Source organism: Mesorhizobium sp. M4B.F.Ca.ET.214.01.1.1, from assembly GCF_004791545.1.
In the GTDB taxonomy this organism is placed as follows: Bacteria; Pseudomonadota; Alphaproteobacteria; order Rhizobiales; family Rhizobiaceae; genus Mesorhizobium; species Mesorhizobium abyssinicae.
Map to the genome: position 1 here is coordinate 22,172 of NZ_SRUX01000007.1, position 15,353 is coordinate 37,524.

A 15,353-nucleotide genomic window follows, 5' to 3' on the forward strand; every position below is an offset into this window, starting at 1 on the left:
CGGTCGGTGTCGACCGATCGGCCGGACGCCCCTGATCATCTAGGTTTCAAATGACCGATGCACTCCATATCCTATCCCTCGGCAAGGGCGGCTGGGGCGGCGCGCTGCTCTTGGCAGCAGGCGTTACGTTTGCGCTGTCCATCCTAGGCTTCCTGCTCGGCGCCTTCTTCGGCGCAGTGGCCGCGAGCGGTGGGCTTTCACCGAGAGCTGTACCGTCGTGGTTGGCCAAGGCCTATGGCACGGTGTTCAGGGGCGTGCCCGATCTGTTGACGATCTACCTGCTCTACTATGGCGGCAGCATCGCCTTGACCGAGATCGGAAAACTCTTCGGCAGCGCCGGCTTCGTCGGGCTCCCGACATTTGCAACCGGCGTCCTGGCGATCGGCATTATTTCTGGCGCCTATCAAGCCGAGGTCTATCGCGGAGCCTATCTCGCCGTCGATCCCGGCCAGTTCGAAGCTTGCAAGGCTTTGGGCCTGGCCCGATTCCATTCGCTACGCCTCGTCATCATACCGCAATTGATGCGGCACGCTCTGCCGGGCCTCGGAAATGTCTGGCAACTGGTGCTCAAGGATTCGGCCCTGATCTCCGTGATCGGTCTCGTGGAATTGATGCGGCAATCTCAGATCGGCGCAGGATCGATGAGGGAGCCCTTCGTCTTTTACCTGGCCGCCGCGGCACTGTATTTCCTCATCGCCGCGGTGACCGGATCGGTCTTCCGCTACGGCGAGACACGAGCGTGGCGAGGCATGGTCCACGCATGATCGACCTGCATTTCTTTGTCGAGATCATTCCAACCCTGCTCTCCGGCTTGCCGCTGACCTTGCAGCTTGCTGGGCTGTCGATCGCAATAGGCTTTGCCTTGGCCCTGTTGCTCGCACTGGCGCAGCAGGGAAACCATCGGATGCTGGTCTGGCCGATACGCGCCTTCGTCGCCGTCTTTCGCGGCACGCCATTGCTCGTCCAGATATTCCTCATCTATTACGGCCTCGGCCAGTTCCGTCCCACGCTTCAGGCTGTTGGGCTCTGGTGGCTGTTTCGCGAGCCCTATTGGTGCGCCATCATCGCACTCAGTCTCAATACCGCAGCCTATGGCAGCGAGATCCTGCGGGGCGCAATACAAGGCGTGCCGCGCGGTCTTGTCGAGGCCGCTTCCGCTTTCGGGATGACACGGATCCAGACACTGCGCCTCGTCGTTCTGCCTTTGGCGCTGCGCCAAGCCATTCCAAGCTACAGCAACGAGATCATCCTCATGGTGAAGGGTACGTCGCTGGCATCGATCGTCACCCTGATGGAAGTGACAGGCATAGCCCAGGGGTTGATTTCTCAGACTTATCGCGCCGTCGAAGTTTTCGTGGCTGCGGGCGCGATTTACCTCACCATAAATTTCACGATCATCTCGGCCCTGAATGCCCTGGAGACCTGGCTAACGCCCTATCGGGTCCGTGCATGAAACATCACCGGGGCATAATCAGGAGAATTGGCGACATGGGCTGCGCCGACAAGCCGAAACGATCTGCTGCCGTGTTGTGTTACGCGATGGTGAACATGTCGCTTCGATCAGACCAAGGGATACAGAGACAGAATGCGTGATTTCCAGTTTCCCGGCCGCTCGCCGGTTCGTGCCAGCGAAGCGGTCGCCGCGACATCGCACCCGCTGTCGACGCTCGCGGCGATCGAGATGCTGCGCGCCGGCGGCAATGCCATGGACGCGGCGGTCTGCGCCGCCGCCGTGCAGGCCGTGGTCGAGCCGCAATCGACCGGCATAGGCGGCGATTGTTTCGTGCTCTACTGCCCGGCGGGACAAGGTGACGTGCTGGCCTTCAACGGCTCCGGCCGCGCGCCGGCGGCCGCGACCGTCGACTGGTACCTGGACAGGGGTTTCAGCGAGCTTCCCAAACAGGGACCGCATGCAGTGACGGTGCCGGGCGCCATCGATGCCTGGTGCCGGCTGCTCGAGGACCATGGCAGCAAGGACCTCGCCGAGGTGCTGGCGCCGGCCATTCATTATGCCGAGAACGGCTATGTCGTGCACGACCGCGTCGCCTTCGACTGGGCGGACCCGGAGATCGACCTTGCCGCGGACGAACATGCCGCGCGCATCTTCCTGCCCGGCGGCAAGGCGCCGAGGGCCGGCGACGTCCACCGCCAGCCGGAACTCGCCGCTACCTTGCGCATCATCACCAAGCAGGGCCGCGCCGGCTTCTACGAGGGTGCTGTCGCCGACGATATGGTGCGCCGGCTCAAGGAATTGGGCGGGCTGCATAGCCAAGAGGATTTCGCGGCGACCAAAGGCGACTATGTGGCACCGGTCAGCACCTCCTACGGCGGCTACGACTTCCACCAGATGCCGCCGAACAACCAGGGGCTGACCGCGCTTCTAATGCTGAATGTGCTGTCCGGCTTCAAGCTTGGCGGGCTCGATCCCAATGGCGCCGAGCGGCTGCATCTGGAAATCGAGGCGGGGCGGCTGGCCTACCAGGACCGCGACCGTTTTGTGGGCGACCAGGACCAGGTCCCTGTGCCGGTCAAGCAGCTCTTGTCCGCCGCCTATGCCGACAGGCTGCGCGCCGAGATCGACCCCGAGCGGGCGATGACGCATCTGCCGAAGCTGGACCTGCCGGGCAGCGACACGGTCTACATCACCGTGGTCGATCGCGACCGCAACGCGGTCTCCTTCATCAACTCGACCTATTATTCGTTTGGCAGCGGCGTGGTCAGCCCGAAGACCGGCGTGGTGCTGCAGAACCGTGGCTCGAGCTTCCGGCTCGAGCCCTGGCATCCCAATGCGATCGCGCCCGGCAAGCGGCCGATGCACACAATCATGCCCGGAATGGCGACCCGGAATGGCCGCGTGGTGATGCCGTTCGGCGTCATGGGCGGCGGCTACCAGCCTTTCGGCCATGTGCATTTTTTGACCAACATGATCGACTTCGGCATGGATCCACAGCAGGCGATGGATGCGCCGCGTGTGTTTTACAACGATGACGTCGTGGAGGCTGAGCGCAACGTTCCCGACGAGGCGATCAAGGGCTTGCGCAAGCGCGGCCATCGCATCGTCGAACCGCATCACCCGCTTGGCGGCGGCCAGGCAGTGCTGATCGACTGGGAAAAGGGCACGCTGACCGGCGCCTCCGACCCGCGCAAGGACGGGATGGCGTTGGGATATTGAGAGCCGGCGGCATCACATCTGTGTGTCGCGGCTGGATTTTGACGGATTGGAACGATAGTCGGTGACCATGACCAGCAACGCAAATTCGCAAGGGCTTTCACGCCCGCTCGCCTCCGGAGCCGATGACGCGCCGGCGATCCTGGCGCCTGACCGGCCCACCCTCACCCATGGCGGATTGCGCCAGCTGATAGGCGCCACGGCGGCGGCGCTGCATGCGCGCGGCATCCGCCGGGGCGACCGGGTGGCGATCGTGCTGCCGAACGGGCCGGAGATGGCGACGAGCTTCGTCGCGGTGGCGGCAAGCGCCTCGACGGCGCCGCTCAATCCGGCCTACCGGGCGGACGAACTCGATTTCTACCTGACCGACATCGGCGCCAAGGCGATCCTCGTCTCCGCCGACGAGAGTGGCCCGGCGGTGACGGTGGCCGAGCGTCTGGGCATCGCCGTGCTGCGGCTGGTCGTGCCGGCCGGCGCCCCTGCCGGCAGCTTCGTCATCGAGGGCCCGTCAGTGGGGCCGCAGGCGGCGCCCGACATGGCGCGCGACGACGACATCGCGCTGTTGCTGCACACGTCGGGCACCACCTCGCGCCCCAAGCTGGTGCCGCTCAGCCATGCCAATGTCGCGGCCTCCGCCCGCCATATCGGCGCGACGCTCGGCCTGAGCGCCGACGACCGCTGCCTCAACATCATGCCGCTGTTTCACATCCACGGGCTCATCGCGGCAGTGCTGTCGTCGCTCGCCGCCGGCGGCAGCATCTACTGCACGCCGGGCTTCAACGCGCTGCGCTTCTTCCAGTGGCTGAGCGACGCCAGGCCTAGCTGGTACACGGCCGTGCCGACCATGCACCAGGCGATCCTGCCGCGCGCGGCGCGCAATCCGGACGTGCTGGCGGCGGCCTCGCTGCGCTTCATCCGCTCGTCCTCGGCATCGCTGCCGGCGCAGGTGATGGCCGAACTCGAGGCGACCTTCGGCTGCCCGGTCATCGAAGCCTATGGCATGACCGAGGCAGCGCACCAGATGGCCTCGAACCGGCTGCCGCCAGGCCTGCGCAAGCCGGGCAGCGTCGGCGCCGCCGGCGGACCCGAAGTGGCCGTCATGGCGCTCGACGGCCGGCTGATGCAGGCCGGCGAGACCGGCGAAATCGTCATTCGCGGCCCCAATGTCACATTGGGCTACGAAAAGAACCCCGATGCCAACGCGACGGCCTTCGCGCATGGCTGGTTCCACACCGGTGACCAGGGCGTGCTCGACGAGGATGGCTATCTCAGGGTCACCGGAAGGCTGAAGGAGATCATCAACCGTGGCGGCGAGAAGATTTCGCCGCTAGAGGTAGACGACGTGCTGATGGACCACCCGGCGGTGGTGCAGGTGGTGACCTTCGCCATGCCGCATGACAAGCTCGGCGAAGAGGTGGCGGCGGCCGTGGTGCTGCGGGAAGGCATGAGCGCCTCAGAGAGCGATATCCGCGCCCACGCTGCGACGCGGCTAGCCGACTTCAAGGTGCCGCGCAAGATCCTGATCCTGGACGAGATCCCCAAGGGGGCGACCGGCAAACTGCAGCGCATCGGGCTCGCCGCCAAGCTCGGGCTGTGACAATGAAGATCACCATTTTCGGCGCCGGCGCCATCGGCGGCTATCTCGCCGCCAAGCTGGCCATTGCCGGCCGCACCGATCTGTCGATCGTCGCGCGCGGCGCGCATCTCGACGCGATCCGCGCGGGCGGGCTGCGCCTGATCGAGGACGGCGCGGAGACGGTGGCGCCGGTCAAAGCCGCGGCGAAGGCCGAAGAGCTCGGCGTGCAGGATTATGTGGTGCTGGCGTTGAAGGCCCATTCGCTGACCACGGCGCTCGACCAGATCGGGCCGCTGCTGGGCACGGACACCGCGGTCGTCACCATGCAGAATGGCGTGCCGTGGTGGTATTTTCACAGGCTAAGCGGCCCGCTCGAAGGCACAAGGCTCGACGGTGTCGACCCAAGCGGCGCCATCTGGCAGCGGATCGGACCGCAGCGCGTCATCGGCTCGGTCGTCTATCCCGCCGTCGAGGTCGACGCGCCCGGCCTCATCCGCCATGTCGAGGGCAGGCGCTTTTCGCTCGGCGAACCCTCCGGCGAGAAGAGCGAGCGCGTCACACAGCTGGCCGAGGAAATGGTCAAGGCCGGGCTGCAGGCGCCGGTGCGCGACGACATCCGCAGCGAAATCTGGGTGAAGCTGTGGGGCAACCTGTCCTTCAACCCGATATCGGCGCTGACCGGCTCGACGCTGGCGGCGATCGTCGCCGACGACGGCACCCGCGCGCTCGCCCGCACCATGATGCTGGAGGCGCAGGCGATCGGCGAAAGCCTCGGCGTGCGCTTTCCGATCGCCGTCGACCGCCGCATCAAGGGCGCCGGCGACGTCGGCGAGCACAAGACCTCGATGCTGCAGGACCTGGAGCGCGGCCGCCCGATGGAAATCGACGCGCTGGTGACCGCCGTTCAGGAACTCGGCCGGCTGACGGCCCGGCCGACACCGGTGATCGACGCGGTGTCGGCGCTGCTGAAGCGGCTGGCGGTGGAGCGCGGCTGCTATTCCGCAGTTGGCCGAAAGCAGACTGGCTAATTTGAAACCAATTTTGGAGTTTCCGTCGCTACCGAATTCCGAAGCCGCTTCGCCAAATAAGCCCCGCACCGAGTTCGAGACCGTAGCCCGTGTAATGCGTGTAGCAGCCTGTCCACGCTGCTCCGAGCTTGTAACTAGTAGCGGTTGCACCAGCAAGGGGAGGATGGCCGCTGTTGGGCGCGGAGGTGCCACTGCGGCCAGCCGCTCGAATGTCTGCTTCTGGACGGCGGCCCATGACAAGTTCAATGGCCAACTTCAGGCGCATTGCAGCCGTTCGTGTCATGGAAAACGTACGTCGGCTTCGGGGCCGTTCCCCGGTCTTTTGAAGCTTCGAGACAGGGCTCAGCCCCTTAGACAATATCGCGGCGTTTCCGAATGGAGGGAAACACAGTAGCGCTCTCGCCGCCCACCCTCGGAACAATGCGATCGGCTCAAGCGATTCTGAGATGGTAAGGAAAATCGCCTGGGTAGTTTATTGTCAGAAAGAGGGGGTTCGAGTCCGCGTTGTGGACAGCCTCGGAAATACACAGCAAGATCAATAACTTAAATTGATCTTCTGGTGGCCCCGGAGGACATGTTTAAACGAGTTTTTCGTGGGCCATAATCGAAAAACTTCCCGTATCGTTCCGCGTAGTTACGAGACCGCTTTAAAGACAGGAACGCCTTACCTGTGCGGGCCGCGAACTGGAATGATGCCCACTTGATTGTCACCCATCTAATTAATATCGCCGTGTTTTTCCTACATTGCGGCACTGATAGCCGGCGCGATACCTGATTTCCGCGAACTCTCATCTCAAAGTGGCGTTTCCTGTGCGTCAAATCGCGAATGCAAAGCTCTGTCTGCGAAATCGCCGTGGGACCCCGCCGATGTAAAGATAAGCGCGGTGAAGAGGCCCGAGCGAGAAGGCGCTCTTCGTCCACCTCTATCAAGCACCCAAGCCGTTCGTCAAAAAGGGCGCACTGAAGAAATGCTTGCCAGAAGGGCGCCACACGCGTTCCGAGCCAAATCGTCACGAAACTAATCGCCGCCGATAGCAACCGGTAGCCGCGGATCGGCTGAGCGCAATCGGAGTTTCGTCTCTCCATTCTGCAGGGGGCTTGAGGGCCCTCGTGTGTCAGCTTGGAATGAGCCCCCTCCATGACCATGAATTCCAGCAGGAAGAAATCGATGAGCAAAATTTACAAATGGGGACTGGTCGGCGCCAGCCGGATTGCCGAGGAGTGGCTGATACCGGCCATCAACAGCGCTCCGAACAGCGAGGTCGCCGCAGTGTTCTCCTCCGATACGGCCCGTGGACGCGCCTACGCCGAGCGAAACGGCATCCCGCAGGTCTACGATACCATCGAAGCGCTGCTTCGCTCGGATGTCGACGCCGTTTATATAAGCAACACCAATGAAAAGCATGCCCCCGATGCGATTGCGGCAATCGTGGCGGGCAAACATGTGCTCGGCGAGAAGCCAATGGCAATGACAATCGCCGAGGCCGAAGCCATGGTTGCGGCCGCCGAAACGCACAAACGCGTTTTGGGCATCAATCACCATCTGCGGAACATGGCGACCCACATCAGGCTCCACGATTTGGTGAAGAATGGTGAACTGGGCGCACTGGTCGCGGCCCGCATGACGTTCGGTGTGCTGCTTCCGGTCGCCAATCGCGGCTGGAGAACCGATTCCGTGACCGCCGGAGCCGGCGTGTTCTTTGATCTTACCGTGCATGACGCAGACCTTTTGCACTACGTCCTGGGCACGGAGGCGCAGGAGGTCGTAGCGATGACCGCCAACAATGGGATAACGTCGAAGGAAGTCGAGGATACGGTCGCGATCGTCGCACGAATGAAGACCGGCACAATTGTTCAGATTACCGAGAGCTTTGCTATTGATCACGCTAGAACGACGGTTGAGCTCTTTGGCACAAAGGCTTCCGTTTTTGCGGACGACGTTCTGCTCCAGCGTGGTGGTGGACGTGTGTTCGTGCGCAAGAATGGCGAACAGGTCGAAGAGCAGATCGACCATGTGAATGCCTACGACAAGGTTGTCCGTGACTTCAATGCAGCCATGGCTGGCAATGGCTCACCAACGGTAACAGGTCGCGACGGTTTGAAATCTTTGAAATTTGCCGTGGCCGCACGCGAAGCGGCAAAGACCGGCCGCTCGGTGCAGGTCTGAGGTTCATTCACGAGGAGCGGTTCCGGTCGAACCGCTCCATTTTGAATCCAGCGGATATTCCGATGCGCTAGGGATCTTCAGCCGCATTGAGCGGCTCGCTGATGACGTGAACCCTTCAGGTTACTAGAACCGGGTAGACCCGCATTCTACTGCGCTGCAGGGTCGACATCTACTTTCTCTTAGAAAGACGTCTCCCGTGCGTCAGATTGCGAATGCAAAGCTTTACCTGCGAAATCGCCCTGTAGCTGCCGCGATGTAAGATGAGTGCGGTGAGCTGACCATCAGGTGCTCCTAGCAGGGGTTCTCTGCGTGTATTCAAAGGTTTTCGCCTCATAGAAGAGACAGGCCAGTCGGCATGCGTTGGACCGAGCCCGGCATGCCGTCGGGTGGCATTGACCGAGGCGCAAGGCGCCAGTGGAGAACCAAACGGTGTTGGAAATTCCGAAGCGCTTCGCAGATCAACCTGCCTGGCCCTCAATAGACGACCGCAAGAGCCGCACGGCTATTTTCTCCATTTTCTTCCTGCATGGCTGCATATTCGGCACCTGGTCTTCACTTGTGCCGACAATCAAGGCGCGCCTCTCGATACCAGACAGTCAGTTCGGCTGGTCGCTGTTCATGATTGTCGCGGGCTCACTATTCGCCATGCTGGCGAGCCGGTCTCTCATCACGCGTTTCGGCAGCAAACAAGTGGTTCGAGTGTCGGCGCCCCTTCTCCTGGCGACGGTCGTGTTGGCCTCGTTCACGAATGCCCCAAACCTGTTCCCCCTGGTCCTGCTGATGCTGGGACTTGCGGGCAATTTCATGGACGTCGCCATGAATGCGCAGGCGGTCGAGGCAGAGCGCTTATCCCAAAAGGCCCTCATGTCGACATTCCACGCTATGTGGAGCCTTGGCGGGCTTACAGGTGCCGCCTCGGGGGGCCTGCTTGTCAAATTTGCGGGGAGCTCGTTGGGTGCGCTAATAGCCGCGCTATTACTCTCGAGTCTCTTCGTGGCAAACCAGAGCAAGCTTCTCGCTGCAAGGCCAAGTGAGGGCGCTACGGCAGCCCGGCCAATCAGCCCAAAGTGGCTGCTAGTTGTTGCAGGCCTGCTTGCCGGTGTGTGCATGTCGACAGACGCAGCGGTCCGTGACTGGGGTCCCCTCTTCCTAACTGGCCATTTTGCGCTCGATTTCAGCTTCTCTGGACTCGGCTATGCGGCGTTCGCAAGCGCCATGGCAATCTGTCGATTGGCTGGCGATCGCTTCAGAACGCTCGTGGGCGAGAAGCAACTTCTTGCAATCTCGACAGGCCTCGTGATCGTCGGTCTCTCGATTGTCGCCTCTGCCAAGATGGTGCCTGTGGCGCTATTCGGGTTTGTCCTGTTGGGCATCGGCGTATCGAATATCTTTCCCACACTATTGAGCATGGCGGGACGACGCGGCGATGCGTCAAACATAGTGGTCGTCTTCGCGACGGGTTACATAGTCGCCCTGGCCGCGGCACCCAGCTTCGGCACCCTCGCCGAGGCAACCTCCTTAGCCAACATTTACTTGCTGCTGGCCGGGATGTTCCTGCTTGCCGGAACGGCTTTCGTCCGCGTCGCCAATCGCTTCTGAACTGCGGAGACCCCTTACACTCGACCGCTGTTTCTTCAAGTAAGTGGCTGTCGCCTCCGACCTACTCGCGGCAACGGTATCTTTTGATCGAGCCGGCCTCGTATCGTCCGAGACCCATTGACAGTTATCTGTAAACGTTTACCACTCTTCAAGTGACGCCGTCGGCACCTAGCGGCTTGTGATCGAGAGGCATCAAGTGAAAACCCCTCAAGGGCGCGCCATGCATAATCACACGCGCAATGTGTTCCTGCAGATAGCGAAATTTTGCATCCCTCTTCTCGCGCTTCTAATGTTTGCAAAACTTAGCCCGGCCGTGATGGCGATGCTGGCGGACCAGAGTGTTCAGCGCGGTATGATCGCCCAGGCGCAGTCCAAGGCGGCGGAGCATTACCTGTCGATCCTGCTGAACTAAACTCAAAGCGTGCTGCGATCTCGTGACGGGCATTGCCGTGCCCGTCGAACCTGATTGCCCTTAGGAACGCACGACCCGCGGTACGCCTTTCCGGATTTGGCCAAAAAAGCAGGATAGCCCTTGAGTTAATTATGTAAACGTTTACTGACGCAGCTTCTTTGGAAACACGGGTGCCGATCATGACCGTAAGTCATCCCTTGTCCTCCGCCGGAGGAAATCTCAGTCTGATCCATCAGGCTGAGATGATCGTCGACCTAGAGGCAGTGCGGGGAAATTACAGGCGACTGAACGCCATGGCGGGCGGGGCCGATTGCGCTGCCGTCGTGAAGGGCGACGCCTACGGCCATGGCATGATCCCGAGCGCGCTGGCGCTGAGGCAAGCGGGCGCCAGGACGTTTTTCGTGGCAACGGCCAATGACGGCGTGACGCTGCGAGTCGCTCTTCAAGAAGCAGAGATTTGCGTGCTCGGCGGCTTCCTGCCCGAAGAAAGGGAGGCATTTGTCGGCGCGAACCTAGTACCCGTCCTGAACAGTCGCAATCAGATCGAGGAATGGGAAAAGGTTGCGGTCGGGGTGGAGCGTCCTCTCGCCTCGATCATCCATTTCGACACGGGAATGAACCGGCTCGGACTGCTGGCCGATGACGTCGCGTGGCTTCGCCAGAACTTGCCGCTCCTGTCGCGGATCCCGCCTATCCTCTACATGTCGCACCTTTCGGCAGCCGATGACCTCGATTTCGACAGGTGCGAATTCCAGCGCGGGGCATTCCTGAGCGCGGTGAGCGGGCTTCCCATCGCGAAAATGTCGCTTGCCAATTCGGCTGGCACCTATCTGGGCGCGGACTACGCGTTCGACATGGTCCGGCCCGGCAAGGCGACATTCGGGATCAACCCGCTGACAGGGCGCCCAAATCCCATGTTGCAGCCAGCTCGCGTAGTCGCGCCGATCATTCAGGTCAAGACGATGAAGCGCGGTGCCCCTGTCGGCTACAGCTCGACCTACCGCCTGACCGAGCAAGCCAAGATCGCGACGGTCGCGATCGGATACGCGAACGGCTATTCCCGGGCCGGCTCAAGCCGCGCTGCCGTCTCCGTTGCGGGTTTTGCCGCCCAGGTTGTCGGACGCATTTCCATGGATCTCCTGACCGTCGACGTTTCGGGGGTTCCTGACTGGGCGCTGGTACCAGGCAGTCCGGCCGAAATCCTCGGACCCCATGTTCGTGACCACGATCTGGCGAAGGCCTGCGGAACGATCGAGCATGAAATCTTGATTTCACTCGGCCATGGCTGTGCGCGGCGTTACGTCAACGAATAGCGCGCGCCATGGCGTTGAGTGCTGAAGCACAGGCCCGCCCCCAACCTACGCGAGGCACTCTGCCGCCAACGGACATTGCAATGCAGCCGTTGGCGGCCCCGATAGGCGAGCCACGCAGGGAGGCGCGTCGCTCTGTTGAAGCGCGTGATTTGTCATGACCGCATCCTTGTCGCATGAGCCAGCCATTTATCTCAGCCTGCCCGAGCTCATCGCCATGCTGGAAGCTATCATGCTGCGCCACGGGACGTCCGACAGCGTCGCCCGAGCCCTGGCGACGAATTGCGCGAGCGCCGAACGCGACGGCTCGCGAAGCCATGGCTTGTTCCGGATGGCGGGCTATGTGAGCAATCTCAAGAGCGGCTTCGTCGACGGCCGCGCCGTTCCGCAAATCCAGGACGCCGGAACCGCTTTCCTTCGTGCCGACGCCGGCAATGGCTATGCCAGACCGGCGCTGGAAGCGGCCATGCCGCAGGCCATCGACAAGACGCGATCGGCCGGCGCCTGTGTGCTCGCCATCGGCAATGCCCATCATAACGGTCCGCTCTGGCTGGATGTCGAGCCATTCGCGGAGGCGGGACTGATCGCCCTCAGTGTCGTCAACAGTGTCACTTATGTCGTCCCTCACGGCGGTCACAAGCGGCTCTACGGAACCAATCCGATGGCCTTCGCCGTGCCGCGCGCAGATGGCCAGGTTCTCCTGTTCGATCAGGCGACGGCAGCAATGGCTCATGGCGAAGTGAAGGTTGCGGCGCTTGAAAACAAGCTGCTCCCCGAAGGAACGGGCCTGGACGCCTCGGGCCTGCCAACCAGCAGCCCGCAGGCTATACTTGACGGGGGTGCGCTGCTGCCTTTCGGCGGACACAAGGGATCCTCCATCGCCATGATGATCGACATCCTTGGCGGAGCGCTGACAGGCAGCAACTTCTCCCATCAGGTCAATTCGTCGGCCTATCCCGGGGCCGACTCCGCTCATACCGGTCAAACCATCATCCTGATCGACCCGACGAAAGGAAATGGCTCCCTGAGAATGTTCACAGGGCGGATCGAGGAATTGGTCGAGGCGATGGCCGAAGCCGGGCAGACGCGCCTTCCAGGTGAACGTAGGCTCGCCGCCCGCAAATTGGCGGCCGAGCGCGGCATCGCCATCGAGGCAGAGACATGGAAGCAATTACAGGCCCTTTGACAGACGCAAAGCGCGAATGCGTGATTGGATTGCGGCGTTGACGGTGGGTGACGACTCTTCGCTTCAACGGGTTACCCAGACCAGAAGGTACATGGCCGCTGTTGCGACCGCCATCCAAAACCAGCCCCAGAAACGGGCTCGTCGCTCGGCAGCGTTATCCTCGTCCTTTCGCTCGATCTCGTTCTTGCTGTCCATTCAAGATACCCTCGGCAAGGGTTCAGATGTCGTTGAGCATCCGCAGCGCAGCCTCGTGCAGGACGGCGTTTGCCGAGGCCAGGACGTTGCCGCCCCGCTCCGGGCGACCGCCGTCGAAGCGAGTGACGACACCACCGGCGGCCTCAATGAGCGGAATAAGCGCAACGACGTCATAGGCTGTCAGGGCGAGCTCGACGCAAAGGTCGATCTGGCCGGCGGCGAGCATGGCGAACGCGTAGCATTCGCCACCGTAGCGAGTGAATTTGACCGACGACGCGAGCCGGGCAAATCCTCGCCCCGGACGGCGCGCGAAGGGTTCTGGAGAATTCGTGTGGCATATCGCGTCGGAAAGACGTTGAGTGCCGCTCGCCCTCAAAACGGTCTCGCCATGGGCCGAATGGCAGACCGATTTCGTACCATCGGACCAGAAGCATTCCCCGGTATGGGGCTGGTTCATCATTCCCATTGCGGAGCGGCCATCGACGGTGAAGCCTATCAGAGTTCCCCAGACCGGAAGCCCGCATAGGTAGGGTTTCATCCCGTTGATCGGGTCAATCACCCATTTGAGCGGCCCGGATCCCGACGGGCTGAGCTCCTCGCCCAATATCGCGTGCATCGGATACTCGGCCGATATGATGTCGCAGATAGCCCTTTCAGCATTTCGGTCGGCTTCCATGACCGGATCGTATTGCAGGCCGGGTTTGACCTCGGCTTCGACGGCCAACCTCTTGCGAAACCTCGGCATCACCTCCGCAGCAGCCGCGTCCGTGAGTTTGCGGAAAAATTCGAAGGTGGGCAGCAGATCCCCGTCCCGTTGGGAAGCAACACTAAGCTTGGGGAGTGAGGCCTGCCTGGCCATCAGAAGGCGCCCTGCTGGAATATCCTGTGGCCACCGCCTAGCCCGAACGCCATCTGGTTCGTCTTCGCGAAACCCAAGTAGAGCCAAGCTTCGAACTCGAAACGCAGCGGCCGCGCGCCGACTTCGTCCAGGGTGAGATCGGTGATAGGGCCGACGCCGGAGAACGGATTGGCGGTTCGCCGCGGTCTGCCGGCAGCCGTCAATCGCAGGGCGCTCAGCTGTTCTTCCCTAAGCACTGCAACAGATGTCATTGACTTCCCTCAAATCCAACAGGGCGCCCGCAAGCCTGCGGGCGCGCCGATCTCCCGCGAAGGGCCGATGGCCGGGCCGAGAGGGCCGGCCACCGGATGCCATCAGCGCAGTTGGATCCACACCGCCTTGGTTTCGGTGTATTGGTCGTGCGCAGCGAGGCCCTTGTCCTTGCCGCCGAAGCCCGATTCCTTGTACCCGCCGAAGGGCACGGCGAAGTCGCCTTCTGAATAGCAGTTCACCGAGACGGTGCCGGCGCGGATCGACTTGGCGACGCGATGCGCCGTGTTGAGATCGTCGGTGTAGAGGGAAGCGGCAAGGCCGTAGTTGGTGTCGTTCGCAATGCGAACCGCTTCGGCCTCGTCCTTGAACGAGATCACCGACAGGACAGGCCCGAAGATCTCTTCACGGGCAATCTTCATGGTGTTGGAAACACCATCAAAGATCGTCGGCTCAACGAAGCTGCCACCTGTTTCGGCCAGCACACGATTTCCCCCCAATGCTACCTTGGCGCCTTCATTGCGTCCCGTTTCGATGTAGGACAAGACCTTGGCGAGATGATCCTCCTCGATCATCGCACCGATGCGCGTCGAGCGCTCGAGCGGGTCGCCGACCGTCCAGGACTCGAACACCGGCTTCAGCTCATCAAGGAGGCGGTCCTTGATGCTCTCGTGGACGATGAGGCGGGAACCGGCCGAGCAGTTCTCGCCCTGGCAAAAAAGAATACCCGTCGCGACATTCTCGACGATAGGGGCGAAGTTCTTGACGTCGCTCATGACGATTGCCGGGCTCTTGCCGCCGCACTCGAGGATGATCCTCTTCATGTTGGAATCGGCAGAATATTTCAGGAAGAGCCGACCGACCTCGCCAGAGCCCGTGAAGCTCACGCAGTCGATATCCCTGTGCAGGCCGATCGCCTGGCCGGCAGTCGGCCCCAGACCCGGGACGACGTTGAAGACGCCGTCCGGAATGCCTGCCTCGGATGCCAGTGCCGCCAGCCTGATCAGCGACAAAGACGTCTGTTCGGCCGGCTTCAGGACGAGGGAATTTCCTCCCGCCAGGGCGGGCGCCAACTTCCACATCGCGACGAACAGAGGGAAGTTCCAGGGAATGACGCCACCGACGATGCCGATCGGCTCGCGCACGATCATCGACACGACGTCACGCGGCGCCGGCGACATCTGATCATAGATCTTGTCCGTCGCCTCCGCATGCCAGCGGAGCGTCTCGACGGAGTCGGGCAAGTCGACACTGAGGGAATCGTTGATCGGCTTGCCGCAATCGAGCGTTTCGATGAGCGCGAGTTCGGCGCTGTGCTTTTCGATCAGATCGGCAAAGCGCAGCAGGACTTTCTTGCGCTCCCGCGGCGGCATGCCCGACCAACTGCCGGCCTCGAAACTGCGGCGTGCGGCCCTGACCGCAAGGTCGACGTCCGCAGCGCCGCCGGCGGCGACATTGGCAAGGAGCCTGCCGGTGGCAGGATTGACGGTTTCGAACGTCTCCCCCGATTTTGCCGCCACATAGGCACCGTCAATAAAGGCCCGTGTTTCGAATTTCAGCTTTTCGGCTTGGGCGTGGAAGTCTGCGTGCACGTTCATCTTGA

At 62.1% G+C, this 15,353-nt stretch carries 14 protein-coding genes; 10 read left to right on the forward strand and 4 right to left on the reverse strand.

Translation table 11 applies throughout. The annotated features are described in order from the left end of the window. The first annotated feature begins 50 nt into the window (after nucleotides 1-50). From EN857_RS15240 to EN857_RS15285, 10 genes are all read left to right on the forward strand, one after another. Nucleotides 51-764: an ABC transporter permease subunit gene (locus EN857_RS15240; protein ID WP_127308659.1), complete on the forward strand. Its 714-nt coding sequence runs from the start codon at nucleotides 51-53 to the stop codon at nucleotides 762-764. After that, entirely contained in the window at nucleotides 761-1,453 is a 693-nt protein-coding gene (locus EN857_RS15245; RefSeq protein ID WP_127308658.1) for an ABC transporter permease, read from the forward strand. The genes EN857_RS15240 and EN857_RS15245 overlap by 4 nt, the downstream gene beginning before the upstream one ends. A 132-nt stretch (nucleotides 1,454-1,585) precedes the next feature. Further along, on the forward strand, nucleotides 1,586-3,172 hold the full coding sequence (ggt, locus tag EN857_RS15250; RefSeq protein ID WP_127308657.1) for a gamma-glutamyltransferase: 1,587 nt from the start codon (nucleotides 1,586-1,588) through the stop codon (nucleotides 3,170-3,172). Between the two features lie 67 nt (nucleotides 3,173-3,239). After that, entirely contained in the window at nucleotides 3,240-4,766 is a 1,527-nt protein-coding gene (locus tag EN857_RS15255; RefSeq protein WP_127308656.1) for an acyl--CoA ligase, read from the forward strand. A 2-nt stretch (nucleotides 4,767-4,768) separates the two neighbouring features. Beyond that, a complete protein-coding gene (locus EN857_RS15260; protein WP_128346540.1) occupies nucleotides 4,769-5,773 on the forward strand; it encodes a 2-dehydropantoate 2-reductase in 1,005 nt (334 codons plus the stop codon). Between the two features lie 1,138 nt (nucleotides 5,774-6,911). Then, nucleotides 6,912-7,940, forward strand: a complete 1,029-nt coding sequence (locus EN857_RS15265) for a Gfo/Idh/MocA family oxidoreductase (protein ID WP_127308654.1) — start codon at nucleotides 6,912-6,914, stop codon at nucleotides 7,938-7,940. 432 nt (nucleotides 7,941-8,372) lie between these two features. Continuing rightward, the gene (locus EN857_RS15270; RefSeq protein WP_187331423.1) at nucleotides 8,373-9,539 is read left to right on the forward strand and encodes an MFS transporter; all 1,167 of its coding nucleotides are present in this window, start codon (nucleotides 8,373-8,375) and stop codon (nucleotides 9,537-9,539) included. 196 nt (nucleotides 9,540-9,735) lie between these two features. Continuing rightward, a complete protein-coding gene (locus EN857_RS15275) occupies nucleotides 9,736-9,951 on the forward strand; it encodes a hypothetical protein (RefSeq protein ID WP_127308652.1) in 216 nt (71 codons plus the stop codon). A 179-nt stretch (nucleotides 9,952-10,130) separates the two neighbouring features. Beyond that, nucleotides 10,131-11,264 carry an alanine racemase gene (gene alr, locus EN857_RS15280; RefSeq protein WP_245511328.1) on the forward strand — a complete coding sequence of 378 codons (1,134 nt, stop codon included), beginning with the start codon at nucleotides 10,131-10,133 and terminating at the stop codon, nucleotides 11,262-11,264. 154 nt (nucleotides 11,265-11,418) lie between these two features. Further along, a complete protein-coding gene (locus EN857_RS15285) occupies nucleotides 11,419-12,447 on the forward strand; it encodes an Ldh family oxidoreductase (RefSeq protein ID WP_128346544.1) in 1,029 nt (342 codons plus the stop codon). Between the two features lie 63 nt (nucleotides 12,448-12,510). On the opposite strand, the gene EN857_RS36185 is transcribed toward EN857_RS15285, so the two are convergent. The 4 genes from EN857_RS36185 to EN857_RS15300 all read right to left on the reverse strand — a co-directional run bounded on the left by EN857_RS36185 (nucleotide 12,511) and on the right by EN857_RS15300 (nucleotide 15,348). Further along, entirely contained in the window at nucleotides 12,511-12,642 is a 132-nt protein-coding gene (locus EN857_RS36185; protein WP_281015743.1) for a hypothetical protein, read from the reverse strand. 22 nt (nucleotides 12,643-12,664) lie between these two features. After that, complete coding sequence (locus tag EN857_RS15290) at nucleotides 12,665-13,501, reverse strand: inositol monophosphatase family protein (RefSeq protein WP_128346545.1); 837 nt, start codon at nucleotides 13,499-13,501, stop codon at nucleotides 12,665-12,667. After that, the gene (locus tag EN857_RS15295; RefSeq protein ID WP_127309005.1) at nucleotides 13,501-13,752 is read right to left on the reverse strand and encodes a hypothetical protein; all 252 of its coding nucleotides are present in this window, start codon (nucleotides 13,750-13,752) and stop codon (nucleotides 13,501-13,503) included. Before EN857_RS15295 ends, EN857_RS15290 begins: the two co-directional genes overlap by 1 nt. Nucleotides 13,753-13,854: 102 nt before the next feature. Further along, entirely contained in the window at nucleotides 13,855-15,348 is a 1,494-nt protein-coding gene (locus tag EN857_RS15300) for an aldehyde dehydrogenase (RefSeq protein ID WP_127309004.1), read from the reverse strand. Nucleotides 15,349-15,353: the final 5 nt, after the last annotated feature.